Below are 23,912 nucleotides of genomic sequence, written 5' to 3'. Positions count from 1 at the left end.
CGCGGTCCGTCGCGCACCCCCGCCCGGTGACCGCGTCGACCGCCCGCACCGGGCGGCGTCCGCCCATAGTCTGGGCACGAGTCCCGCCACCGACGAACGGAGTCCGCCATGCCCGCAGCCCTGATCGAGGTGCGCCGCGCGTACACCGCCGACGAAGAGGTCGCCATCATGGACGCCGTGCACGCGGCACTGGTCGATGCGTTCCGGATCCCGCCCGAAGACCGCGACGTGCGCCTCATCGCGCACGAGCCGCACCGGTTCGCCTGCTCGCCCGACGTGGTGCAGCCCGAACGGCGCACCCTCGTCACGATCGATTGCTTCGCCGGGCGTTCCCCCCGGGCGAAGGCTGCGCTCTACGCCGCGATCGTCGACCGGCTCGAGCCGCTCGGCATCCCGCGCGACCACGTCACGACCGTCGTGCACGACATCCCCCGCGAGAGCTGGGGCCTCATGGGCGGCGTCGCCGCGAGCGAGGTCGACCTCGGGTTCGACGTGCAGGTCTGAGCGGATGCCGATGGCGCGGGCTCGTGCGCATCACGGCCGCCCGCGGCATCCGCCCACCGTCGCCCCGCCCCTCAGTGCCCCGAACGACCCCGCGGCGTCCACCCGGGCGGCAGCGGCCCCGAGACATCCGCCCGCTCCTCGTCGGCCGCGGCCGACCACCCCTGGGCTTCGTCGACGGCGTCGAACCCGCCGCGCGCGACGCGCAGGCCGAGATCGTCGTGGTGCATCCGCGGCGCACCGCCACGTCGGGCCGAGGCGCGCACGTTCCACGCATCGTCGGCGAACCCGCCGCCGCGGAACACCCGGTAGTCGTCGTACCTGGCCGGGTCGAGCAGGTCCCAGCACCACTCCCACACGTTGCCGAGCGTGTCGAACAGGCCGAAGAGGTTCGGATGCCGGCCGCCGACGTTCTGCGCCGACCCCACGCCGTCGGCGCTCGTCCAGGCGATCTCGCGCAACGGCCCGTAGTGCGGTGCGGTCGACCCCGCGCGGCACGCGTGCTCCCACTCCGCCTCGGTCGGCAGGCGGTACCCGTCGGAGTCGACGTGCCACGTCACGTGCTCGCCGTCGAACGAGTACGCCGGATCGAGGCCCTCCCACTCCGACGCCGCGTTGCAGAACCGCACGGCGCGCAACCAGCTCACGTCGGTCGCCGGACGCCGGGGATGGTCGGCGGTGATGCCGAGCATCTCGGCGACCTGCTCCTGCGTGACCGGGTAGACGCCGATCTCGAACGCCTCGAGCTCGACCGTCCGATGCAGCTTGCGACGTGCGTCGTGCAGGGTCACCGCACCCGCCGGGATGCGCGCCAGCTCGAGATCGGTCACCTGCGCAGTCTGGCACGCACCCCGCGACGCCCGCCCGGGCGTGACACGGACGCCGCGACATCCGACCGCGACGCCGGCAGCTCGACGACCGGCACCGACGCCGTCACGACCGCGTCGACGACCATCGAGCCGTCGACCGGGCCGATGATCGGGATCGCGGTGGTCTCGGTCGGCTCGGCGGGCTCGACCGGCAGCCGCGCGAGGCGGCGGTGCTCGCGGAGGTATGCCGGGATCAGCATGGCCGTCGCACCCACCCAGGCGAGCGGGTTGCTCAGCACCACGCCGACGTAGCCGACGAGGGCGCCGAGCACGATCGCCGCCCCGACGCGCATGACGAGCTCGATGACGCCCGTGACCGTGGGCACGAGCGTGTGTCCGAGCCCCTGCAGCGCGCCCCGCAGCACGAAGAGCACGCCGAGCGCGCTGTAGCTCAGGCCGTTGATCACGAGCATGAGCGTGGCGAGCTGCACGACCTCGTCTGAGCCGTCGCCGATGAACAACCGCACGAACACCGTGCCGAATCCGACGAGCAGCGCGCCGAGCAGCACCGACGCGATGATCGACATCCAGGTCGCCTCGACGACTCCGCGGCGGATGCGGTCCGGCCGGCCGCCGCCGAGGTTCTGCGCGGCGTACATCGAGACCGCGAGGCCGAGCGCCTGCAGGAGTGCGATCGCGAGCCCGTCGACGCGCGATGCCGTCGTGTAGGCGGCCACCGCATCGGCGCCGAGCGCATTGAGCGCGACCTGCACCGAGAGCGTGCCGATCGCGATGATCGACGCCTGGAACCCCATGGGGAGGCCGAGCCGCAGGTGCTCCGCGAAGTCGGCCCGCGTCACCCGCCAATCGGCGCGGCGCACGTGGAGTTCGGGCACGCGACGACGCACGTGTGCGAGGCAGAGCAGCACCGAGATCGCCTGGGCGACGACCGTCGAGAGCGCCGCCCCGCCGACGCCCCAGCCGAGCGGACCGACCATGAGCACGACGAGCACGACGTTGAGCGCACACGCGATGCTCAAGTAGATCAGCGGCGTTCGCGAGTCGCCGATCGCGCGGATGATCGCCGAGAGGTAGTTGAACGCCATCATCGCGGCAGCACCGAGGAAGCTGACCTGCGTATAGACGGTGGCCTCGGCGAGCAGCTCCGGCGGGGTCTGCAGCAGCCGGAGCGCCGGCTCGGCGATGAACGGCGCGCCGACCGTGAGCAGCAGGCTGATGCCGGCGGTGAGCAGCGTTCCCGTCGCGACCGAGCGACGCACCGCCTCGTGGTCTCGCGCGCCGAACGCCTGCGCCGTCGGGATCGCGAACCCGCTCGTCACGCCCCACGCGAAGCCGAGCAGCAGGAAGAGCAGGCTGCCCGTCGCTCCCACGGCCGCGAGCGAATCGACGCCGAGGTGGCGGCCCACGACGACCGCGTCGGCGAACTGGTACATCTGCTGCACGGCGTTGCCGATGAGCAGGGGCAGGGCGAAGACCAGGATGACGCGCCAGGGGCGTCCGGTCGTCAGGGCGGTGGACATGTGCGTGCTCTCGTACGGGCGTCGATGGGGTGGGAGGTCGGCGTGGCCGCCCGGTTCGCGCGACGTTCGCCCGCGACATCCTATCGAATCGATTCGACCCTTGTCGCCCACTGTGCGCCATGTCGGCGGCGGATGGGACGATCCTCCCGGAATCGAGCGACGGGAGGCCGCATGCGGGGCGAGGCGACCGTGCTGCACGCCGACCTCGACGCCTTCTACGCCTCGGTCGAGCAGCGCGATGCGCCGGCCCTTCGCGGCCGCCCCGTGATCGTCGGCGGCGGCGTCGTGCTGGCCGCGAGCTACGAGGCGAAGGCGCGCGGCGTGCGCACCGCGATGGGCGGCAGGCAGGCGCGCGAGCTCTGCCCCGACGCGGTCGTCGTGCCGCCCCGCATGGACGCGTACTCCGCTGCCAGCAAAGACGTGTTCGCGATCTTCCGCGACACGACGCCGCTCGTCGAGGGCATCTCCATCGACGAGGCCTTCCTCGAGGTCGGCGGCCTGCGACGGCTGTCGGGCACGCCCGAGCAGATCGCCGTGCAGCTCAGGTCACGGGTGCGCGCGGAGGTCGGGCTGGCGATCTCGGTCGGGGTCGCACGCACCAAGTTCCTCGCCAAGGTCGCGAGTGCCGTCAGCAAGCCCGACGGGCTGCTCGTCGTCGAGCCCGATCGAGAACAGGAGTTCCTGCTGCCCCTACCCGTCGAGCGCCTGTGGGGCGTCGGGGCGGTGACGGCCGAGAAGCTGCACCGGCTCGGCATCCGAACGGTCGGCGAGCTCGCCGACCTCGAGGCCGCGGCGGCCGAACGACTGCTGGGCCGTGCAGCCGGCGCGCACCTGCACGCGCTCGCGCGCCTGCGCGACCCCAGGCCCGTCGACGGCACGAAGCGGCGCGGATCCATCGGGTCGCAGCGCGCGCTCGGCACCCGCCCTCGTTCGCCCGAGGAGCTCGATCTCATCCTCACGCAGATCATCGACCGTCTCGCTCGCCGCTTGCGCGAGCGCGACCGCGCCTGCCGCACCGTCGTGCTGCGACTGCGCTTCGGCGACTACACGAAGGCGACCCGGTCGCGCAGCGTGCGCACGCCCACCGATCGCACCTCGGTGCTGCTCGATCTCGCGCGCGGCCTGCTCGCGGCGGCGCATCCCACGATCACCGCCCGGGGCATCACGCTGATCGGGGTGTCGTTCGCGCAGCTCTCCCGGGCCGACGCGATGCCGCCCGAGCTGCCGATCGACTGGGGCGACGGGCACCGCCTCGACACCGTGCTCGACTCCCTGCGAGGCCGCTTCGGTGCGACATCCGTCTCGCGTGCCGCCCAGCTCGGCCGCGACCCCGGCCTCGATGCGCCGCTGCTGCCCGAGCACGAGTGACCGATGCCGATCTCCCGCTCGCTCGAGCGGGAGGTCGAGCAGGCGCGTCAAGGAGATGTCACGGCGTCACGCGTCACGGCGACACGATGGGGAAGGACGGGTCGAAGTCGACGAGCACCGCGCCGAGCGCGTCGAGCTGGCTCTCGTCGCCGTCGAGCGCGACCTTGCCGGCCGCCGCGAGGGTGCGCGTCACGGCGGGCTTCAGCAGACAGCCGATCAGGAGCGGCTTCGGTGCACTGAGGGTGAGCGACCCACCGTCGCTCGCCCCTCGCCGCGCGTTCAGCACGCCACGAGCGACCCAGAAGTGCCAGCGCTCGTCGCTGTCGGTGAAGTGCAGGTCGATGCGGATGTCGGCATCGGCCGCCTTCGGGCCGTCGACGTGGACCGCGATGAAGTCGAACAGGATGTCGATGGGCATGCCGAGGATGCTGTCTTCGCTCGCGGTGGTGAACGCGGTCGGTTGCACGCCCTCTCGAAGCTCGCGCGCGGCGGTGAGGAAGATGCCCCGCCATTGCGGCCCTTCGGCCTGGTAACCGAGTTGCTCGTAGGCATCAGCCTGCAGCTCCCGAGCCTCGCTGTCGTCAGGATCGGCGAACACCGCCTTGTGGAGGATCTCCGCCGCCCAGCGGTAGTCCCCGGCCTCGACGGCCCGCCTGCCCTCCGAGAGCACCTTGTCTCGACCGATGAAGTCGACGTACCGCTTCGCTGCATCCACGGGCGTGTGCGGGTGCAGCGACACCGGGTCGCCGTCCCACATGCCGAGCTCCTTGGTGAACACGGCGCGCACGTCGTGGTGCACGGTGCCGTGGTAGCCGTGATTCGCCCAGTTCCTGTCGAGCGCCTCCGGGAGCCGGATCTCCTCGGCCGCTTCCAGGGGCGTGTACCCCTGGTTCGCGAGTCGCAGCGCCTGGTCATGGACGTACTTGTAGGTGTCTCGCTGCGACTCGATCAGTGCCGCGACCTCTGCGTTGCCCCACACCGGCCAGGTGTGCGGTCCGTAGTGGACCTCGGCTTCGTCGCCCCACCGCTCGAGCGTCTCGTCGAGGTAGCGGGCGAAGTTCCGCGCGTCGCGCGTGCGCGCGCCGCGAAGCGTCTGGATGTTGTGCAGCGAATGGTTGGCGTTCTCTGCGCACGTCAGCGCCTTCAGCTGCGGGATCCAGATGTGCATCTCCTCGGGCGCCTCGGTGTCGGGAGCGTAGAGGAACTCGAACTCCACCCCCGCGAGCACTCGCTTCTCACCGGTCGTCCGAATGCCGTGGGTCGGTGAGAGGTAGCTGATCGTCGGGTTGTTCGTCGACAGCGTGCCGATACCGCACGACACGAACCCTCGAGGCCCGTGGGCGAGAAGTCCGCCGAACGCGTACTGCGCGCGCCGGGCCATCGCATTGCCGGCGACGACGTTCTCTCCGATCGCGAACTTGTCGAACGACGCGATCGTCCCGGGCGCGATGATCGGCACCTTGCCGGAACGCACGTCATCGGCATCGACCACGCCCTTGACGCCGCCGTAGTGGTCGATGTGCGTGTGCGTGTAGATCACCGCCGCGACCGGCTTGTCGCTGACATGCTCGCGAATCAACCGCATGCCCTGCTCAGCGCTCTCCACCCCGGCCATGCAGTCGATCACGACCAGACCGTCTTCGCCTTCGACGACGGTGAGCTGGGCGATGTCGTTGCCTCGCACCTGGTACAGCCCGTCGACCACCTTGAACAGGCCGCCGCCGCGGATGATCTTCGACTGACGCCACAGGCTCGCATCCACCGAGTCCGGCCGGACCCCGTCGATCCATTCCAACGAGGCGGGGTCGAAGACCACGTGGCCGTCGGATCCCAGCACCGGTCCGGGCAGCGAGGCGATCAGCCCCCTCGACCCATCGGCGACGTCCTGCACGTCGTCGAGCGGGTACTGCTGCTGCGCCTCCAACAGCGCAGCGATCGTGGCCGGCGACGGATCCTTCTGCGAACGCGACATCGTGTCTTCTCTCGTCTGGCTGGAATCTCATCCCATGCTGTCGCCGCCCGATGCGGCGCACAAGGATGACATGCCCGCCCGAGCGAGGTCGTCCACGACCTGGCACGAATCCCGTGCCTCGGCGACGATCAGGTCGGCCGGGACCCCGGCCTCGATGCGCCGCTGCTGCCCGAGCACGAGTAGCGCGGATGCACGCCGCTGCGGGGCCGTTCCGTGGTGTGATGACTCATGGCGACTCCGCAGCCCGATCATCGCGATGCGCCGCGGCACGGTGTCGTCGCGCGGATCCTGCACTGGGCGACGGCGCTCGTGCTGCTCGCCCAGTACGTCGTCGGATACGCCATGGTCGGCGCTGAGGGCGCGCTCGAACCCTGGATCGAGGCCGCCTACGACGGCGATGAAGACCTGCTGCTCCCGGTCCACGTCACGATCGGATGCACGTTGCTCGCGCTCGTCACCGTCCGGGCCCTCTGGCGCAGGATCGCCACCCTGCCCGCCTGGCCCGCGACGCTCTCGCACGGCGCGCGGCGCTTCGCGACGGCCACCGAACGCGCACTCTACGCTCTGCTCTTCGTCACGCCCGCGACCGGTCTGGCGCTCGTGCTGCTCTCCGGAGAGGACTGGGAGACCGGCGACCGCACCGAATGGATGTCACCGCTCGACGTCGTCGACGACGACCTACTCGTCGGGGTCCACGTGACCTCGCAGGTCCTGCTGCTCTGCGCGATCGCCCTGCACGTCGGATTCGTGCTCAAGCATCAGTGGGTCGACCGCGACCGGCTGCTGCGCCGCATGCTCTGAGCAGTGCTGCACCGGGGGAGCAGAGTATCGGGCTCCTCCGTGGATGGTCCGTGAATCGTCTGACGACACGAACGGGCGGCTTCACCGCCTCGGCGCTCCGCGCGGGCGCGGCGCCGGCGGCGGCGGAACCTCCTTGGCCGCGATGACGGCACCGCGAGGCACCCTCTCGAGACCGCGCTTGCCCTCCACCACGAGTTCGCGGTCATCGATCGACGCCAATCGGCCGAGCGCGTCGGTCGCCTGGCCCGTGGGCAGGATGTAGCGCACGACGACCCGCATGCCCGGCTCGAGTCGGTTCAGCATGCTCGCTCCAGGAGGACCCCTACACCTGGACCATGTCGGCGAACCGCGAGAAGTGGCCGTGGAACGCGACGGTGATGGTGCGCGTGGGGCCGTTGCGGTGCTTGGCGACGATCAGGTCGGCCTCGCCTGCGCGTGGGCTGTCGCGCTCGTAGGCGGCCTCGCGGTGCAGCAGGATCACCATGTCGGCGTCCTGCTCGATCGAGCCCGACTCGCGCAGGTCGCTGAGGGCGGGCATCTTGTCGGCGCGCTGCTCGGGGCCGCGGTTCAGCTGCGAGAGGGCGATGACCGGCACCTGGAGCTCCTTCGCGAGCAGCTTCAGCGCACGCGAGAACTCCGAGACCTCCTGCTGGCGGCTCTCGACTCGCTTGCCGCTCGTCATGAGCTGCAGGTAGTCGATGACGACCATCTTGAGCCCGACGCGCTGCTTGAGACGACGGCACTTGGCCCGGATCTCGACGAGCGTCATGTTGGGGGAGTCGTCGATGTAGAGCGGCGAGTCGTTGATGCGACCACGGGTCGACGCGATGGTGGTCCAGTCGCGCGAGTCGACCGTGCCCTTGCGCATGTTCTGCAGGGGAACTGATGCCTCGGCCGAGAGCAGTCGCATGGCGATCTCGCTCTTGCCCATCTCGAGGCTGAAGAACACGGCCGGCATGTCGTTGGTGATCGCGGCCGCGCGGGCGAAGTCGAGCGCGAGGGTCGACTTTCCCATGGCGGGTCGCGCGGCGACGATGATCATCTGGCCGGGGTGGAACCCGTTCGTCAGGTCGTCGAGGTCGGCGAAGCCGGTCGGCACGCCGGTGAACTTGCCGTCGGTGTGCGAAGCGGCCTCGATCTCGTCGAAGGCGGCCGCCACGGCGTCGGAGAGCGGCACGTAGTCTTCGGTCTCGACCGAGCCCGTGACGGAGTAGATCTCGGCCTGCGCGTTGTTGACGAGGTCGACGACCTCGCCCTCGCCCTGGTAGCCCATCTGCACGATGCGCGTGCCGGCCTCGACCAGGCGACGCAGCAGCGCGCGCTCGGCGACGATCGAGGCGTAGAAGCCGGCGTTGGCCGCCGTGGGCACGAGGCTCGTGAGCGTGTGCAGGTACTCGACGCCGCCGGCGCGCTGCAGCTCTCCGGTCTTGGTGAGCTCGTCGGTGACGGCGATGACGTCGGTCGGCTCGCCGTGCGAGTAGAGCGTCAGGATCGCGTTGAACACGACCTCGTGCTTCGGCACGTAGAAGTCGATGCCGCGGATCGTCTCGATGACGTCGGCGACGGCGTCTTTCGAGAGCATCATGCCGCCGAGGGCGCTCTGCTCGGCCAGGAGGTCGTGCGGGGGAACGCGTTCGCCGCGGCGGGCTTCACCGTCGTCGGCCGGTTCGGCGAGCCCGATGTGCGCGATCGACAACTCCATGACCTCCGGTTCCAGCCCTCGGGCCGCATGCGTATGCGCCCACGACCGAGTCTCGGCGGAACCACTGACATGGGGGTTCCGACACTCGAGAATCCAGGTGATCGAAGGACGCTGCTTCACGATATGGAAGTGATCTCCACAGCACAACCCGACCTGTGGATAACTCTGGGGAGAATCTGGGCGAAACGCCGCTGAACATGTGCAATCCACCTGTGGATATCTGTGGAAATCTTGTGAATTACACGGGTTGAATTCTAATTTGATCTGGGTTTTTCGCTTTCCACACCTGTGTGGAAAAAGTTCTTGAGAACTCCACGGTCACTCACACCCCACCTGTGCACAACCGTCACAGCAAACGCTGAAGAATCCTTGCGTTCCGGGCGGTTCCGGGGCAGGATCGTGCGTCTGCCGCGCTCCGTCGAGACGCAGAACGGCGGCCCGGGCCGAAGCCCGAACCGCCGTTCGACGTGCGTTCGCGAATTACTTCGCGGCGACCACCTGGAGGATGATCGTGGCCGAGAGCTCGTCGTGCAGACGCACGACGGCCTCGTGGTCGCCGATCGACTTGATCGGCGTGGGGATGGTGACCTTGCGCTTGTCGACCGAGCCGAGGCCTGCGGCCTCGACGGCGGATGCGACGTCGGAGGTCTTGACGGAGCCGAAGAGGCGTCCGCCGACGCCGGCCTTGACGGCCAGCTTGACCTTGCCCGACTCGAGCTTGGCCTTGAGGGCCTGCGCGTCTTCGAGCGAGTGCAGGGCGCGAGCCGCGCGAGCGGCCTTGATCTGGTCGACCTGCTTCTCGCCACCGCGGGTCCACGGAGTCGCGAAGCCCTGGGGGACGAGGTAGTTGCGTGCGTAGCCGTTCTTGACCTCGACCACGTCGCCGGCGGCACCGAGGCCGGTGACCTCGTGCGTGAGAATAACCTTTGCCATTGTCGTGCTCCTTAGCGGCCGGAGCCCGAGTAGGGCAGGAGGGCCATCTCGCGCGCGTTCTTCACGGCGCGGGCGATGAGGCGCTGCTCCTGCACGGAGACACCGGTGATGCGACGGGCGCGGATCTTTCCACGCTCCGAGATGAACTTGCGAAGGGTCGCAACGTCCTTGTAGTCGATGATGCCGACCTTGATCGACTTCGCCGGGGCGGCGTTCTTCGCGCCCTTCCCGCGGCTCGGCTTGCGGCGATCGCCGCTGCTCTTTCCAGCCATTGGATTTCCTGTCTGATTGAAAACGTTGTGTGATCGGATGCCGCGGCCAGCGGCACTCGTTCACCGGCCGTGAGGCCTAGAAGGGCGTCTCGTCGCCGTAGTTCGTTCCGGGCGTGTTCCAGACGTCGCCGCCGCCCGACTGGGCTGCGGGAGCACTGGGAGCCCACGCGTCGTCGGACTGGTTGCCGCCCCCGTAGGAGTTGCCGCCGCCGACCGCACCGCGGTTGGACTGTGCACGCGTGATGGAAGCCGTTGCGTACCGGAGCGAGGGACCGATCTCGTCGATCTCCAGCTCGATGGTGGTGCGCTTCTCGCCTTCCTTCGTCTCGTAGGAACGCTGCTTGAGACGTCCGGTAGCGATGACCCGGGAACCCTTGGTGAGTGAACCGGCGACGTGCTCGGCGAATTCACGCCAGCAGCTCGCGCGCAGGAACAGCGCTTCGCCGTCCTTCCACTCGTTCGCCTGACGGTCGAACGTACGAGGAGTGGAAGCGATGGTGAAGTTGGCAACCGCCAGACCGCCCTGCGTGTAGCGCAGTTCGGGATCTGCCGTGAGGTTGCCCACCACGGTGATGATGGTCTCGCCTGCCATGGGGACTAGGCGTCCTTCTTGGCCGAAGCGGCAGCCTTCTTGGCGGCCTTCTCTTCCTGAGCCTTCGCGTGAGCGGCGACCTGGGCGATCGCCTCTTCAGCGCGGAGCACCTTCGTGCGCATGACTGCCTCGCTGAGGTTCAGCTGGCGGTCGAGCTCGTTGGTGGTCGCGGACTCAGCGGTGAAGTCGACGACGGCGTAGATGCCCTCGGACTTCTTGTTGATCTCGTAGGCCAGACGACGACGTCCCCAGATGTCGACCTTGTCGACGGTGCCGCCATCGTTACGGATGACGTTGAGGAACTTGTCAAGGCTGGGAGCAACGGTGCGCTCATCGATCTCGGGATCGAGGATAACCATCAGCTCGTACTGGTGCATGACTAACCCACCTCCTTCGGACTCAAACGGCTGCAGGATCTCTGCAGCAGGAGGGTTGTGCATACGTCACCCGAGGAGGCCTCACATTCGAGGCGCACGGGCAACCTTGACAGTCTAACGGATGCCGCGCGCAGGCGCCATTCGGTCGCCATGCCGCCCGCTGCGGCCACCGGTCGGGTCGACCTCAGGCCTCGCCGCGCTCGGCCCACCAGGCCCGCAGGCGGTCGGCCGCGGCATCCGCACCGATGGGGCCCTCGTCGAGGCGCACGTCGAGCAGGTACTTGTAGGCCTGCCCGACGACGGGCCCCGGCTTCACGCCGAGCAGGGCCATGATCTGCTGGCCGTCGAGCTCGGGGCGCACTGCTGCCAGTTCCTCCTCCTCGGCGAGCACGGCGATGCGCTCCTCGAGGTCGTCGTACGCGAATCCGAGGCGGTCGGCCTTGCGGCGGTTGCGCGTCGTGACATCCGCCCTCGTGAGGATGTGCAGGCGCTCGAGCTGGTCGCCCGCGTCGCGCACGTAGCGGCGCACGGCCGAGTCGGTCCACGCGGCATCCGCATAGCCGAAGAACCGCAGGTGCAGCTCGATGAGGCGCGAGACGGCGTCGATCGTGTCGTTGTCGAAGCGCAGCGCGCGAAGGCGCTTCTTCGCGAGCTTCGCGCCCACGACATCGTGGTGGTGGAACGAGACGGCCCCGCCCGACTCGAGCCGACGCGTGTTCGGCTTGCCGATGTCGTGCAGCAGCGCCGCGAGGCGCACGACGAGGTCGGGGGAGTCGAGGTTGCCGCGCGAGACCTCGTAGTCGATCGCCTGGTCGAGCACGGTCAGCGAGTGCTCGTACACGTCCTTGTGGTGGTGGTGCTCGTCGACCTCGAGGCGAAGGGCGGGCACCTCGGGCAGCACGCGCTCGGCGAGCCCCGACTCCACGAGCAGACGGATGCCGCCGCGGGGCGACGACGTCAGCAGCAGCTTCGAGAGCTCGTCGCGCACCCGCTCGGCCGAGATGCGGTCGATCGCGGGGGCGAGGTCCGAGAGCGCAGCGCGCGTGCCCGCTTCGACGTCGAACCCGAGCTGGGCCGAGAACCGTGCCGCGCGCAGCATGCGCAGCGGGTCGTCGCCGAACGAGCGCTCGGGCGCGGCAGAGGTGCGCAGCGTCTGCGCGAGCAGGTCCTCGACGCCGCCCGTCGGATCGACGAGCTCGAGCTTCGGCAGGCGCAGCGCGAGCGAGTTCACCGTGAAGTCGCGGCGCACCAGGTCGCCCTCGAGGCTGTCGCCGAAGACCACCTCGGGCTTGCGCGACTCGCCGTCGTAGGCGTCGGCGCGGTAGGTCGTGATCTCGACCTGCTCGCCGGCGATCTTCGCGCCGATCGTGCCGAACGCGCGCCCGATGTCCCAGTGCGCCTCGGCGATGGGCTTCACGACCGCGAGGATCTCGTCGGGCGTGGCGTCGGTGGTGAAGTCGAGGTCGTTGACCGGGCGACCGAGGAACGCGTCGCGAACCGGGCCGCCGACGAGCGCCAACTCGAACCCGGCCCGCTCGAACGCCGTGGCGAGCTTCGAGACCGTCGGCGAAGCCGCCAGCTCGCCCAGCCGGTCGAGGGCCGCCGCGACACTCTGCATGACGTCCATATTAAGCGGGACGGATGCCTCGGGCCGCCCGCGCTTCCGGCGCGCACGCCTGCGCGGCCCGCCGGGGCGAGGCCGCGAGCACTTCGCCGTAGCTGTGCACATACGCACAAGCGGCGGGCAGCCACGCCGTAGAATCCCTGCATGGCCGACTCGAATGCTGCGCGTCGTCGCGCCCGCAGGCGAGTCGGATCCACCGCCGCGACGGGCACGCGCCGTGCCCTGCTCATCACCGGCGCCTGCCTCGCGGCCGCGACCCTGGCGCTCCTGCCGCTCAGCGCGGCCACCGACGCCTCGGGGCCGGTGCGCGGCATCCAAGACGTGCTGTTCGGCACCGAGAACGCCGGCGACCCCGAAGCCGCGTCCGGCGCGGAGGCCGCGAGCAGCACCTCCATGCTGCACGCGGTCGACCCCGAGGGCGGGGTGGAGGGCGTGGTGCTGAGCATCGCACCGACCCTCAGCTCCACCTTCTCGATCGGCGATGCGAACACCCCGGTGACCATCACCGTCGAGCTCGAGAACCGCAGCGCCGCGATGGTCTCCGCCGGAACCGTGCGGCTGGTGCGGGCGTCGACCTCGATCGACAACGACGCCGAGCTCGACGCATGGCTCGCCGCACCGAGCGCGGGTACGGGCTTCGGCGCCGGCAGCGTCGCGCTCGGCGAAGCGCCGTCGCGCACGCTCGCGGCGGGCGGCGTCACCCAGGTCTCGTTCACGGTTCCGTCGTCGGCGTTCGCCGACCTCGCCGACTCGCCTGTCATCGGCCTCGGCGCCGAGCTGGTCGACGGCGAGACCGTGGCCTCGACCGGCACCGCGTCGTTCGCGAACACGGCGGTCCCCACGGCGGGCACGCCGCTGGCGATGGCGGCGCCGATCACGGTGCCCGCGACATCCTCCGGCCTCATCGACAGCGACGACCTCGAGACGTGGACGTCTCCCGAGGGCCTCCTCACACGTCAGCTCGACGCACTCGACGGCCGCCAGGTGGCGATCGGCGTCGACCCCCGCATCATCGCCTCAATCCGCGTGCTCGGCACGTCGGCGCCGCAGAGCGCCGTCGACTGGCTCGACCGTCTCTCGGCGGTGCCGAACGAGACCTTCCCGCTCGCGTACGCCGACGCCGACCTGGCACTGCAGGCGCAGATCGGCCTGTCCGCACCGCTCCAGCCCACGTCATTCGCCGACGTGCTCGACCCCGACGACTTCGTCGCCGAGCCGACGACCGAGCAGGGCACCGGCGTCGACGACGCCCAGGCCGGCGCACCGGAGCCCACGCCGAGCCCCACACCGACACCGACCGAGGGCGCTCCGGCCGTGCCGAGCACCGAAGAACTGCTCGACTGGCCCTATACGCGCACCGACATCGCGTGGCCCGGCGACACCACGGTCACCTCGGGCAACCTCGCGTTCTTCAACTCCGCGGGCCTGACGACCACGGTGCTCGACGCGTCGAACGTCGCCCCGCTCGCGGGGGCCCGTGCCTCGGCCCTCGTCGACGGCGGCACGGCGATCGTCTCCGATCCCGAGATCACTGATGCCCTCCGCGCCGCCACCACCGCGGAGACCGATCTCGAGGTGCGCGACGCAGCAGGCGAAGTGCTCGCGCGCGCCGCACTCGACTCGGCCTCGACCGGCTCGAACTCGTCAGGTGCGCCGTTGCTCGCGACGTTCGGTCGGCAGGGCGGCCAGGTCTCCGATCGCGTGGGCGACCTGATCGACGAACTCGCGACCAGCCAGTTCGTCACCCTCACCGGGCTCGCACAGGCCATCGGGGCGCCGCCGACGGCTCGAACGCTGGTCGACTCCGGCGAGACCGAGCCGCGCCGCTCCCTGGCCTCCGACATGGTCGAGGTCGAGACCGACGTCGACGCGTTCGCGTCGGTGCTCGACGAACCGACCGACCTCACCGCACCGGTTCGTCGCGACCTGCTCGCCCTCCTCGACGTCGGCTGGCTCGACCGTTCCGTCGAGTGGAGCAGCGCCTCGTCGGACTGGCTGACCGCGCAGCGCGAGGTCGTCGACTCCGTCTCCGTGGTGCCGAGCAGCACGGTGCTGGTCGTCGCGAGCGAGACCGGAATCCCGATCACCGTGCAGAACGCCTCCGTGTTCCCGGTCACGGTCGAGGTCGTGGTCGAGCCCTCGAACGGACGACTCGTCGTCGATGAGCCCGTGCAGGTCGCCGTCGAGCCCGAGTCGCGCAACACCGTGAGCGTTCCGGTCGCGGCGGGCGTCGGCAACGGCGAGGTGCGCCTCGCCGTGTCGCTCCGCTCGGCCACCGGAGTCTCGGTCGGCTCCACGGTGATGATCACGGCCGACGTCCGCGCCGACTGGGAGGGCCTCGGCGCGGCGTTCCTCGCCGGCATCCTGATCCTCGTGTTCGGCATCGGGCTGTGGCGCAACATCCGCCGGCGTCGTCGTTCGCGCGCGGCCGAGGCTGCGGCGGCGGCGGCGGCCGACACTGTCGTCGAAACCGACACCGCCGTCCCGGGCGCCGACACCCCAGACGCCGACTCCGACATCCCGGCCACCGAGGCGTCCCCTGAGGGCGTTACCGACGATCCAGCTCCCGCGGCAGCCTCGTCCGCAGACGGCGACCGATCGGATGCCTCAGCGGAGCATGGCGGGCTCTCGGATGCCTCAGCGACCGAGCGCCCCGAGAACCCCGAGAACCCCGAGAACCCCGACAACCCCGAGAACGATGACGCTCCCGAACCCGACGAATCGAGCGAACGACGCGATGACTGACGACCGCATCGGGCGCGCGAGCCTGTTCCTCGCCTCCGGCACCCTGGTCTCGCGCGTGCTCGGCTTCGTGAAGGCGATCGTGCTCGCCGGCACGATCGGCGTCGTGGGCTCGGTCAGCGCCGACGCCTTCGCGGTCGCGAACGGCCTGCCGAACACGGTGTACGTCATCGTCGCGGGCGGTGTGCTGAGCGCTGTGCTCGTGCCGCAGATCGTTCGCGCATCCGCGCACGCCGACGGCGGAAGCGGGTACATCAACAAGCTCCTCACGCTCTCGATGGTGATCCTGCTCGGTGCGACCGTCGTCGCGACAGCCGCGGCGCCGCTCCTCACCTCGCTCTACGCGGGCTCGAACGACGAACTCCTCCCGCTAGCGATCGCCTTCGCCTGGTGGTGCATGCCCCAGATCTTCTTCTACGGGCTCTACACGCTGCTCGGCGAGGTGCTGAACGCGCGCCGGAGCTTCGGCCCGTTCACCTGGGTTCCGGTGCTCAACAACATCGTCGCGATCGCCGGCCTCGTGGTGTTCGGAATCGCATTCGGCTTCGATCCCGACGGCGCTCGAACGGTCGCCGACTGGACACCCGGCATGGTCGCCCTGCTCGCCGGGTCCGCGACCCTCGGCATCGTGGCGCAGGCGGTCGTGCTCTTCTGGTTCTGGCGCCGCATCGGGCTGCGATTCAAGCCCGACTTCGCATGGCGCGGTGTGGGCCTGCGCACCGCGGGCAGGTTGGCCGGATGGACCTTCGGCATGCTGCTGCTCACCACGCTCGCGGGCATCGTGCAAACCCGGGTGCTCGTCGTCGCCTCGAACCACGGCGCATCGGTCGCGGCATTCGACACCGCGTGGCTCGTCTTCATGCTGCCGCACTCCGTGATCACGGTGTCGATCGCAACCGCGTACTTCACCCGCATGAGCGAGCATGCGGCGGTGGAGCGGATCGATGGGGTCCGCGAGGACTTCTCGAGTGCCGTCCGCGGCGTACTGGTCATCCTCATGCTCGCCGCAGCCGGACTCATCGTGGTGGCGTACCCGTTCGGCGCGGTGTTCCAGACCGGCTTCGCCGCGGCATCCGCCATCGGTAACATCCTGATCGCGCTCGCGATCGGCCTCGTTGCGTTCAGCCTGCTGTTCGTCGTGCAGCGCACGTTCTACGCGCTGAACGACACCCGCACGCCGTTCTTCTTCACGCTGTTCCAGGTGATCGTGTTCTCGGCCGCGGCCTTCGCGTGCCTCCTGCTGCCCCGCGAGTGGATCGGTGTCGGCGTCGCCATCGCGACCACGATCGCCGTGCTCGCGCAGTTCACGCTCGCGACCGTGCTGCTGCGCCGCCGACTCGCGACGCTCGACGGGCGTCGCATCGCAGTCGCCGTCGGTCGCTCGCTGCTCGCGTTGGTGCTCCCCGTCGCTGCTGGCCTCGTGCTGCTCGTCGCGCTCGGCGGAACTACCGATGGTGGTTACGCCGTCTCGAGTCGTGCGGGTGCCATCATCTCGATGATCATCATCGGTGTCGTCATGTCGGGCCTCTACTTCGGTGGGCTGTGGCTGCTGCGTTCGCCCGAGTTCCGCGGTTTCGCGGAGCCCGTGCTCGCACGACTCCGACGTCGCTGAGAGGCAGCGAGCTGCGGCGAAGCCCACCGGTCGCCCCGCCCATGACCCCGTGGGAAACGCGGTGAGCCGCGGCATCCGTCACATACCGCGTGCGACTCGGGCGTCGGAATACGCGACGCCTAGACTGTGTTGACCATGTCGGTGCCTCCGATCGAATCCATCGATGCGGATGACACGAACCGCAGAACGACGACAGGAGCTTCCTTGCGCGACATCATCATCATCGGCTCAGGTCCCGCGGGCTTCACCGCGGCGATCTACGCGGCCCGCGCAGAACTCAAGCCCCTGCTCATCGCGAGCTCGGTCGAGATCGGCGGCGAGTTGATGAACACGACCGAGGTCGAGAACTTCCCCGGCTTCCCCGAAGGCATCATGGGCCCCGACCTCATGGGCAAGTTGCAGGCGCAGGCCGAGCGCTTCGGCACCGAGGTGGTCTACGACGACGTCGTGTCGCTCGACATCGACGGCCCCGTCAAGCGCGTCACCCTCGGCAACGGCGAGACCCACGAGGCCGCCGCGCTCATCTACGCGACCGGCTCCGCCTACCGCAAGCTCGGCCTGCCCGAAGAGGAGACCCTGTCGGGTCACGGCCTCTCGTGGTGCGCGACGTGCGACGGGTTCTTCTTCCGCCAGAAGACGATCGCCGTCGTCGGCGGCGGCGACTCGGCCATGGAGGAGGCGACGTTCCTCACGCGCTTCGCCGACAAGGTCTACGTGATCCACCGCCGTGACTCGCTCAAGGCGTCGAAGATCATGCAGCAGCGCGCCGTCGACAACGAGAAGATCGAGTTCGTCTGGAACTCCGAGGTCGCCGCGATCCAGGGCGAGGCTGCCGTGACCGGCGTCACCCTGCGCGACACCGTCACCGGCGAAGAGCGCCTGCTCGAGCTCGACGGCCTCTTCGTCGCGATCGGCAACGACCCGCGCACGCACTTGGTGCACGGCAAGCTCGACCTCACTCCCGAGGGCACGATCTGGGTCGACGGCCGCACCTCGAAGACCTCGATCGAAGGCGTGTTCGCCGCCGGCGACGTCATCGACCCGCACTACCGCCAGGCCATCACCGCCGCGGGCTCGGGCACGGTCGCCGCGCTCGACGCCGAGCACTTCCTCGCCGCACTCGGCAACGAGAACGCCGCCGAGGCGCTGCTCGAGAACGAATTCGTCTCGGTCGACTGACCCCGACATCCTCATCGTCAGAACCCCTCATCAAGGAGAGATCCACATGACTGCACGTGCTGTGACCGAGGCGACCTTCGAGCAGGAGGTCCTCAACAACGAGAAGGCCGTTCTCGTCGACTTCTGGGCCGAGTGGTGCGGCCCGTGTCGCGCGGTGAGCCCGATCCTCGACCAGATCGCCTCCGAGCACGCCGACAAGCTCGACATCGTCAAGCTCAACGTCGACGAGAACCCGCAGCTCGCGATGAAGTACCAGATCACCGCGATCCCCGCGTTCAAGGTCTTCGAGAAGGGCGAGGTCGTCAAGACCGTCATCGGCGCCAAGCCGAAGCCCGCCCTTGAGGCCGACCTCGCCGCCTACATCGCGTAGTCGGCCGCCTCGCAACGCTTCGAGACCCGCCCGGCATCAGCCGGGCGGGTCTTTCGCATCTCCGGAGCACCTCGCGGATGCCACGGCATCCGATCTGGCCTGCTTCGCGCAGTGACATGGGGCGGGCACGCCCGCTCATGCCAATTAGCATGGAACGATCCCCGAACAGAACGGATGAACCCTCGTGACCTCTGACGGCGTCCCCCAGCGGACCGGCAACAACCTCGACCCGTGGTACGCGAACTACGCCGAGCGAGCCGCCGGCCTGGCCGCCTCCGAGGTCCGAGCCCTGTTCGCCGTCGCCTCTCGGCCCGAGGTCGTCTCGCTCGCCGGCGGCATGCCGTTCGTGTCGGCGCTGCCGCAGGACCTCATCATGTCGTCGATGGACCGCGTCATGCGCGAGAACGGGCCGACAGCCCTGCAATACGGCTCTGGTCAGGGAATTCCCGCCCTGCGTGAGCACATCCTCGACGTCATGGCACTCGAGGGCATCCAGGGTTCCGTCGACAACGTCGTGACGACGACGGGCTCCCAGCAGGCCCTCGATCTCGTGACCAAGCTGTTCATCGACCCGGGCGATGTCATCCTCGCCGAAGCACCGAGCTATGTGGGCGCCCTCGGGGTCTTCCGGTCGTATCAGGCGAGTGTCGTCCACGTCGCGATGGACGAGCACGGGCTCATTCCCGAGGCCCTCCGCCAGACCATCGCGCACCTTCGCGGCCAGGGCCGCCGGATCAAGTTCCTCTACACGATCCCGAACTTCCACAATCCCGCGGGCGTCACCCTCTCAGCGGAGCGTCGGCCGGAGATCCTCGAGATCTGCCGATCGAACGAGATCCTGATCCTCGAAGACAACCCATACGGCCTCCTGCACTTCGACGAGCCCGTGCCGAACGCCCTCCGGTCTCTTGATCCAGACGGGGTCATCTACCTCGGCTCCTTCTCGAAGACGCTCGCCCCCGGCTTCCGTGTCGGCTGGGCTCTCGCTCCGCACGCGATCCGCGAGAAGCTCATTCTTGCGGCGGAGTCGGCGATCCTCTCGCCGAGCTCTTTCAGTCAACTCGTCGTCTCGGAGTACCTCTCGACGGCCGACTGGCGCGCACAGATCGACACCTTCCGAGGCGTGTACCGGGAGCGCAAGGACGCCATGATCGAGGCACTGGGGGAGCACCTGCCACAGTTGTCCTGGACCAACCCGAACGGCGGATTCTACGTCTGGGTCACGATGCCAGACGTGCTCGACTCGAAGCAGATGCTTCCGCGCGCCGTGAAGGAACTGGTCGCGTACACGCCCGGCACGGCCTTCTTCGCAGACGGTCGAGGCCGCCACGCCATGCGCCTCTCCTTCTGCTACCCGACCCCCGAGGCGATCCGGGTCGGCATCCGTCGTCTGGCGACCGTCGTCAACGGCGAGCTCGACCTGCTCGATACCTTCGCGGGCACCGGCCCACTGCAATCCCCAACCCGGCCCGGCATCGAGCTGGCACCCCCGACCGACCTCAAGTAGTGGAGAAACCCCAGATCATGAGCGATTCCAGCGGGCTGTACGTCGTCGTCCTCGCGGGTGGCATCTCCCACGAACGCGACGTCTCTCTTCGGTCAGGGCGACGGGTCGCCGACGCGCTCGTCGCGGCCGGCCACCGTGTCGTGCTCCGCGATCCGGATGCCGGTCTGCTGCCGTTCCTCGTCGAGGAGCGGCCCGATGTCGTCTTCCCTGCTCTGCACGGCTCGAGCGGTGAAGACGGCTCGCTGCTCGGCCTGCTCGACGCCATCGGTATCCCGACCGTCGGATCCAGTGCGGCCGCAGCACGACGTGCGTGGTCGAAGCCGGTCGCGAGCTCGCTCCTCGGCGCGTCGGGCGCGTCGGTTCCCGAGTCGATCGTGCTCTCCCACGAGTCGTTCCGCGAGCTCGGTGCCGCCGGCGTGCTGCGCGTCGTTCGCGACGCGCTTCCCGGCGATCTCGTCGTCAAGCCCGCGATGGGCGGCTCGGCGCAAGGGGTCGGCATCGTCACCGACCCGAACGACCTTCCGCGCGCCATGGTCGATGCCTTCACGTACTCCGATGTCGTCGTGATCGAGCGACGCATCGTGGGCACCGAGATCGCGGTCGGCGTCATCGACACCGGCGACGGCCCTGTCGCCCTGACTCCGGTCGAGATCGAACCGACGACCGGCATCTACAGTTTTCAGGCGCGGTACAACGCAGGGGAGACCACCTTCTACGCGCCCTCGCGTCTCGACACGGCAGCCATCGAGACGGTGGCCGCAGCGGCCATCCATGCCCACCTCACGCTGGGCCTTCGCGATCTTTCGCGCGTCGACTTCATCGTCGACGGTGCCGGCGTGCCATGGTTCCTCGAGGCGAACGTGCTGCCGGGTCTGACCGAGACCTCGCTCGTGCCGCTCGCGATCGATGCCTCGGGCACCGACGCCGCCACGACGTACTCGGGCCTGGTGCAGGCCGCGCTCGCTCGCGCCGGGCGGAACTCGAAGGTCTGAATCGAAACTCCTCGGCCGCGGACGAAGGCTTCGCCACGAAAACGGGCACCCGATCCGAATGGATCCGGTGCCCGTTTCTCGTCGGTTTCAGTTCGTCAGGAACGATTCTGAGCCGACTCGCGATTCACACGCCGTCGAGATCCTCACCGAGATCCGTCAGAATCCGTCGAAGGTCCTGGACCGTCGCGAAATCTATGCTGATCTGGCCTTTTCGAGCGCCGAGAGAGATCCGGACCCGGGTGTTCAGACGATCTCCCATGCGGGTCGCGAGATCGTCGAGAAAGTCCTGGCGTTTGCCGGCGGCGGGCTTCACTCGAGATGCGGCGGGCGCCTCGGAGGTGGCGGCCGCCTCGGCTGCGCGCACCGAGAGCTCCTCGTTCACGATCTTGTCGGCGAAGCGCTGCATCGTGGCCGTGTCACCACCCGTGGCGAGGATCGCACGGGCGTGTCCGGCGCTGAGCACGCCGGCCGCGACGCGGATCTGCACCGGCTCGGGGAGCTTCAGGAGTCGAAGCGTGTTCGAGATCTGAGGACGCGAGCGACCGATGCGGGAAGCGAGCTCCTCTTGCGTGATACCGAAATCAGCGAGGAGCTGCTGGTAGGCCGATGCCTCTTCAAGCGGATTGAGCTGTGATCGGTGCAGGTTCTCGAGGAGGGCATCGCGAAGCATGTCCTCGTTCGCGGTGTCCTTGATCACTGCCGGGATCGAGTCGAGGCCCGCAGCCTTCGTCGCGCGCAGTCGACGCTCGCCCATGACGAGTTCGTACTTGCCGTTTTGCTCGGGGTGGGGGCGAACCACGATCGGCTGAAGCACGCCGAACTCCCGCACCGAGTGCACGAGTTCCGCGAGATCATCCGGGTCGAAAACGCTTCGCGGCTGCACGGCATTGGGCACGATGTCTTCGGGATCCAACCGGGCGAGCCGCGCCCCAGGTACGGTCAGGAGCTCGGACTCGACAGCCTGCTCGATCACGGCCACGGAAGCGACCGGGGCAGCGGACTCGGAGCCCGCACCTGGGAAGAAGACATCCACCGGGCGTGCGGCGCCCTCTTGGGTGTCGGTCGAGGGGATGAGAGCGCCGATGCCTCGACCGAGACCGGTCCGCTTGGTGGCCATCAGATTCCTTCCTTCTGAGCTGCGATCGCTGCACGCTGCGCGATCTCAGCTGCCGCCTCACGATATGACAGCGATCCCGACGACGAGTAGTCGTAGCTGATGACGCTCTGGCCGTAGCTCGGAGCTTCGGAAACGCGCACCGACCGCGGAATGATCGTCTCGAGCGTCTGGCCCGGGAAGTGGTCGCGCACCTCCTGTGCGACCTGCTGTGCGAGGTTCGTTCGCGAGTCGTACATGGTCAGCAGAATGGTCGACAGTCGCAGTTCGGGATTGAGGTGCTTCTCGATCAGTTCGATGTTGCTGAGCAGCTGAGAGAGGCCCTCGAGTGCGTAGTACTCGCACTGGATCGGGATGAGCACCTCGCGCGCAGCCACGAACGCATTGATCGTGAGAAGACCGAGCGAGGGCGGGCAGTCGATGAACACGTAGTCGTATGGGCGTTCCATCTTCGCGAGATGCTTGTCGATCGCACGACGAAGGCGCTGCTCTCGAGCGACGAGCGAGACGAGTTCGATCTCGGCGCCGGCGAGGTGAATGGTCGCGGGAACGCAATCGAGGCGCTCGTGCTCGGTCGACGGTCGGATGACCTCGGCGAGTTCGAGGTCGGCGACCAGCACCTCGTACACGCTCTGCTGGTCGGAGCGGTGATCGACGCCGAGCGCGGTCGATGCGTTGCCCTGGGGATCGAGATCCACCACCAGCACGTGGGCACCCGATCGAGCGAGTGCCGCAGCCAGGTTCACCGCGGTCGTCGTCTTGCCGACGCCGCCCTTCTGGTTCGAGATGGTGAAGACGCGGGTGGTCGCCGGCAGCGGGAGCACTGCCGTTTCGAGAGCGATACGCCGACGAGTCTCATCGGCAATCTGGTCAGCCAGGGGAGTTCCTCCGTATTCGGATGACGTTTCACGTGAAACGTCCGTTTGGTGCGAGATCTGCGCCTGCGAAGATGCAGCCGCGGCCGATCCTTGAGCGGCTGCAGCCGGCTCTTGCGGCAGGGTTGGAACCTCGGTCTGCAACGACACCGCTGGTTCGGCGACGACTGCATCCGTTTCACGTGAAACATGGAGGTCGGCCGGCTGGTTCGTCGCCAGGTCTTGTTGCGGCGTGGGGGAGTCGATGAATGCGGCAGTCGGGTCGGCGACGGGTGCCGCCGGCTCGGGGGAGTGGTCGAACGCGGTCGTGGGTTCGGGCCCACGATCCGCGAGCGGCTCGCTGGTCGTCTCGGCGGGCCCCGCGGACTTCTCGGCGGGCCCCGCGGACTTCTCGGTGGTCTCGGCGATCGTCTCAGCGGGCTCGACGATGATCGCCATCGGCTGAGCCTGGGCCTGCGTTGGCTCGGGCGTTGCAGATTCGAGAGTCTTCCGCTCGCCGGCCAGAGCTGTCGGGTCGGGAACGGGAACGACGGGGTCAGCGACCGCGAGCTGCGGTGCTGTTGCATCCACGCTATGGGGTGCGTCCGACTCGGCATCCGTCGCGTGCACCTCGCGGTCACTCGTGCTGCTGGCGTCGCTCACCGTCGGGGCGGATGACGACGCTGGAGAGCCAGTCGCGCTCGCCAGGTTGTCTGACCCAGTTTCTGACTCCGCCTCTGACGGGGTCGGATTCGACGCTGCACGGGCGGAGTGGAGCGAACTGACGGTCTCGACGGCTGCATCACCGACGATTTCTCGAATGATGTCTTCAAGAAGGCGTTCGGATTCAGTCGTCGCGTGCGGACTGGTGGGTTGCGCAGGCGCTGGCGCGTCGGAATCAGCGAACGCCGCCGCCGTCGCGGCATCCCAATCGTATGAAGCATTGCGGGTGACCGGGGGAGAAGTCGTGGCCGGCTGAGAGGTCGGCGCGGGCTCGGCAATCGGCGCCGAATGCACGGCAGGCGCCGGCTCGTCATGCGTGCTGCTCTG

Annotated in this window: 21 protein-coding genes; 9 read left to right on the top strand and 12 right to left on the bottom strand. The window is 68.9% G+C overall.

Going from position 1 to position 23,912, the window contains the following annotated elements; genetic code table 11:
- The first annotated feature begins 108 nt into the window (after positions 1–108).
- Positions 109–504, top strand: coding sequence for a tautomerase family protein (locus tag ACFVS8_RS16165; RefSeq protein ID WP_387064440.1), 396 nt, complete (start codon positions 109–111; stop codon positions 502–504).
- 71 nt (positions 505–575) lie between these two features.
- Here ACFVS8_RS16165 and ACFVS8_RS16160 read toward each other — a convergent pair whose 3' ends face one another.
- Positions 576–1,331, bottom strand: coding sequence for a formylglycine-generating enzyme family protein (locus ACFVS8_RS16160; RefSeq protein WP_387064437.1), 756 nt, complete (start codon positions 1,329–1,331; stop codon positions 576–578).
- Positions 1,328–2,851 carry an MATE family efflux transporter gene (locus tag ACFVS8_RS16155; protein WP_387064434.1) on the bottom strand — a complete coding sequence of 508 codons (1,524 nt, stop codon included), beginning with the start codon at positions 2,849–2,851 and terminating at the stop codon, positions 1,328–1,330. The genes ACFVS8_RS16160 and ACFVS8_RS16155 overlap by 4 nt, the downstream gene beginning before the upstream one ends.
- A gap of 171 nt (positions 2,852–3,022) precedes the next feature.
- On the opposite strand from ACFVS8_RS16155, the gene dinB reads away from it, so the two are divergent.
- Positions 3,023–4,219: a DNA polymerase IV gene (gene dinB, locus ACFVS8_RS16150; RefSeq protein WP_387064431.1), complete on the top strand. Its 1,197-nt coding sequence runs from the start codon at positions 3,023–3,025 to the stop codon at positions 4,217–4,219.
- 73 nt (positions 4,220–4,292) lie between these two features.
- Here the strand turns inward: dinB and ACFVS8_RS16145 are convergent, their stop codons facing one another.
- Positions 4,293–6,191 (bottom strand): alkyl/aryl-sulfatase, encoded by a 1,899-nt coding sequence (locus tag ACFVS8_RS16145; protein WP_387064428.1) that lies wholly within the window; start codon positions 6,189–6,191, stop codon positions 4,293–4,295.
- 228 nt (positions 6,192–6,419) lie between these two features.
- Here ACFVS8_RS16145 and ACFVS8_RS16140 point away from each other — a divergent pair, with 228 nt between their 5' ends.
- The gene (locus tag ACFVS8_RS16140) at positions 6,420–6,992 is read left to right on the top strand and encodes a cytochrome b (protein WP_387064425.1); all 573 of its coding nucleotides are present in this window, start codon (positions 6,420–6,422) and stop codon (positions 6,990–6,992) included.
- Between the two features lie 81 nt (positions 6,993–7,073).
- On the opposite strand, the gene ACFVS8_RS16135 is transcribed toward ACFVS8_RS16140, so the two are convergent.
- The 7 genes from ACFVS8_RS16135 to ACFVS8_RS16105 all read right to left on the bottom strand — a co-directional run bounded on the left by ACFVS8_RS16135 (position 7,074) and on the right by ACFVS8_RS16105 (position 12,486).
- Positions 7,074–7,295: a hypothetical protein gene (locus ACFVS8_RS16135; RefSeq protein WP_387064422.1), complete on the bottom strand. Its 222-nt coding sequence runs from the start codon at positions 7,293–7,295 to the stop codon at positions 7,074–7,076.
- A gap of 19 nt (positions 7,296–7,314) precedes the next feature.
- Positions 7,315–8,688, bottom strand: a complete 1,374-nt coding sequence (dnaB, locus tag ACFVS8_RS16130; RefSeq protein WP_387064889.1) for a replicative DNA helicase — start codon at positions 8,686–8,688, stop codon at positions 7,315–7,317.
- A 486-nt stretch (positions 8,689–9,174) separates the two neighbouring features.
- Positions 9,175–9,627, bottom strand: coding sequence for a 50S ribosomal protein L9 (gene rplI / locus ACFVS8_RS16125; protein ID WP_387064419.1), 453 nt, complete (start codon positions 9,625–9,627; stop codon positions 9,175–9,177).
- An 11-nt stretch (positions 9,628–9,638) separates the two neighbouring features.
- Positions 9,639–9,899, bottom strand: a complete 261-nt coding sequence (rpsR, locus tag ACFVS8_RS16120; RefSeq protein WP_022889097.1) for a 30S ribosomal protein S18 — start codon at positions 9,897–9,899, stop codon at positions 9,639–9,641.
- Between the two features lie 76 nt (positions 9,900–9,975).
- The gene (locus tag ACFVS8_RS16115; RefSeq protein ID WP_387064416.1) at positions 9,976–10,491 is read right to left on the bottom strand and encodes a single-stranded DNA-binding protein; all 516 of its coding nucleotides are present in this window, start codon (positions 10,489–10,491) and stop codon (positions 9,976–9,978) included.
- A gap of 5 nt (positions 10,492–10,496) precedes the next feature.
- Positions 10,497–10,868: a 30S ribosomal protein S6 gene (rpsF, locus tag ACFVS8_RS16110; protein WP_387064413.1), complete on the bottom strand. Its 372-nt coding sequence runs from the start codon at positions 10,866–10,868 to the stop codon at positions 10,497–10,499.
- Between the two features lie 184 nt (positions 10,869–11,052).
- On the bottom strand, positions 11,053–12,486 hold the full coding sequence (locus ACFVS8_RS16105; protein WP_387064410.1) for a CCA tRNA nucleotidyltransferase: 1,434 nt from the start codon (positions 12,484–12,486) through the stop codon (positions 11,053–11,055).
- A 150-nt stretch (positions 12,487–12,636) separates the two neighbouring features.
- Between ACFVS8_RS16105 and ACFVS8_RS16100 the strand changes: the two genes are divergently transcribed.
- The 6 genes from ACFVS8_RS16100 (at position 12,637) to ACFVS8_RS16075 (ending at position 20,894) form a co-directional block, all read left to right on the top strand.
- Complete coding sequence (locus tag ACFVS8_RS16100) at positions 12,637–15,237, top strand: DUF6049 family protein (RefSeq protein ID WP_387064407.1); 2,601 nt, start codon at positions 12,637–12,639, stop codon at positions 15,235–15,237.
- A complete protein-coding gene (murJ, locus tag ACFVS8_RS16095; RefSeq protein ID WP_387064404.1) occupies positions 15,230–16,846 on the top strand; it encodes a murein biosynthesis integral membrane protein MurJ in 1,617 nt (538 codons plus the stop codon). Before ACFVS8_RS16100 ends, murJ begins: the two co-directional genes overlap by 8 nt.
- Before the next feature lie 204 nt (positions 16,847–17,050).
- Positions 17,051–18,025 (top strand): thioredoxin-disulfide reductase, encoded by a 975-nt coding sequence (gene trxB, locus ACFVS8_RS16090; protein ID WP_387064401.1) that lies wholly within the window; start codon positions 17,051–17,053, stop codon positions 18,023–18,025.
- A gap of 46 nt (positions 18,026–18,071) precedes the next feature.
- The gene (gene trxA / locus ACFVS8_RS16085; protein ID WP_387064398.1) at positions 18,072–18,395 is read left to right on the top strand and encodes a thioredoxin; all 324 of its coding nucleotides are present in this window, start codon (positions 18,072–18,074) and stop codon (positions 18,393–18,395) included.
- A 184-nt stretch (positions 18,396–18,579) separates the two neighbouring features.
- Positions 18,580–19,902 (top strand): PLP-dependent aminotransferase family protein, encoded by a 1,323-nt coding sequence (locus ACFVS8_RS16080; protein ID WP_387064395.1) that lies wholly within the window; start codon positions 18,580–18,582, stop codon positions 19,900–19,902.
- A 17-nt stretch (positions 19,903–19,919) separates the two neighbouring features.
- Positions 19,920–20,894 carry a D-alanine--D-alanine ligase gene (locus ACFVS8_RS16075; RefSeq protein WP_387064392.1) on the top strand — a complete coding sequence of 325 codons (975 nt, stop codon included), beginning with the start codon at positions 19,920–19,922 and terminating at the stop codon, positions 20,892–20,894.
- A 124-nt stretch (positions 20,895–21,018) separates the two neighbouring features.
- Here ACFVS8_RS16075 and ACFVS8_RS16070 read toward each other — a convergent pair whose 3' ends face one another.
- The gene (locus ACFVS8_RS16070) at positions 21,019–22,011 is read right to left on the bottom strand and encodes a ParB/RepB/Spo0J family partition protein (protein WP_387064389.1); all 993 of its coding nucleotides are present in this window, start codon (positions 22,009–22,011) and stop codon (positions 21,019–21,021) included.
- Positions 22,011–22,943 carry a ParA family protein gene (locus tag ACFVS8_RS16065; RefSeq protein ID WP_387064886.1) on the bottom strand — a complete coding sequence of 311 codons (933 nt, stop codon included), beginning with the start codon at positions 22,941–22,943 and terminating at the stop codon, positions 22,011–22,013. The genes ACFVS8_RS16070 and ACFVS8_RS16065 overlap by 1 nt, the downstream gene beginning before the upstream one ends.
- Positions 22,944–23,912: the final 969 nt, after the last annotated feature.

This window comes from Agromyces sp. NPDC058110 (assembly GCF_042884735.1).
In the GTDB taxonomy this organism is placed as follows: Bacteria; Actinomycetota; Actinomycetes; order Actinomycetales; family Microbacteriaceae; genus Agromyces.
Note: the sequence above shows the minus strand (reverse complement) of the source record. Positions and strands in the feature narration are given on the sequence as shown.

Excerpts from the sequence above, each read along its gene's own strand:
- ACFVS8_RS16165 (WP_387064440.1), top strand. The coding sequence starts at position 109 with ATGCCCGCAGCCCTGATCGAGGTGCGCCGCGCGTACACCGCCGACGAA.
- ACFVS8_RS16155 (WP_387064434.1), bottom strand. The coding sequence starts at position 2,851 with ATGTCCACCGCCCTGACGACCGGACGCCCCTGGCGCGTCATCCTGGTC.
- dinB (WP_387064431.1), top strand. The coding sequence starts at position 3,023 with ATGCGGGGCGAGGCGACCGTGCTGCACGCCGACCTCGACGCCTTCTAC.
- ACFVS8_RS16145 (WP_387064428.1), bottom strand. The coding sequence starts at position 6,191 with ATGTCGCGTTCGCAGAAGGATCCGTCGCCGGCCACGATCGCTGCGCTG.
- ACFVS8_RS16140 (WP_387064425.1), top strand. The coding sequence starts at position 6,420 with ATGGCGACTCCGCAGCCCGATCATCGCGATGCGCCGCGGCACGGTGTC.
- ACFVS8_RS16135 (WP_387064422.1), bottom strand. The coding sequence starts at position 7,295 with ATGCTGAACCGACTCGAGCCGGGCATGCGGGTCGTCGTGCGCTACATC.
- rplI (WP_387064419.1), bottom strand. The coding sequence starts at position 9,627 with ATGGCAAAGGTTATTCTCACGCACGAGGTCACCGGCCTCGGTGCCGCC.
- rpsR (WP_022889097.1), bottom strand. The coding sequence starts at position 9,899 with ATGGCTGGAAAGAGCAGCGGCGATCGCCGCAAGCCGAGCCGCGGGAAG.
- ACFVS8_RS16115 (WP_387064416.1), bottom strand. The coding sequence starts at position 10,491 with ATGGCAGGCGAGACCATCATCACCGTGGTGGGCAACCTCACGGCAGAT.
- rpsF (WP_387064413.1), bottom strand. The coding sequence starts at position 10,868 with ATGCACCAGTACGAGCTGATGGTTATCCTCGATCCCGAGATCGATGAG.
- ACFVS8_RS16105 (WP_387064410.1), bottom strand. The coding sequence starts at position 12,486 with ATGCAGAGTGTCGCGGCGGCCCTCGACCGGCTGGGCGAGCTGGCGGCT.
- ACFVS8_RS16100 (WP_387064407.1), top strand. The coding sequence starts at position 12,637 with ATGGCCGACTCGAATGCTGCGCGTCGTCGCGCCCGCAGGCGAGTCGGA.
- murJ (WP_387064404.1), top strand. The coding sequence starts at position 15,230 with ATGACTGACGACCGCATCGGGCGCGCGAGCCTGTTCCTCGCCTCCGGC.
- trxA (WP_387064398.1), top strand. The coding sequence starts at position 18,072 with ATGACTGCACGTGCTGTGACCGAGGCGACCTTCGAGCAGGAGGTCCTC.
- ACFVS8_RS16075 (WP_387064392.1), top strand. The coding sequence starts at position 19,920 with ATGAGCGATTCCAGCGGGCTGTACGTCGTCGTCCTCGCGGGTGGCATC.
- ACFVS8_RS16070 (WP_387064389.1), bottom strand. The coding sequence starts at position 22,011 with ATGGCCACCAAGCGGACCGGTCTCGGTCGAGGCATCGGCGCTCTCATC.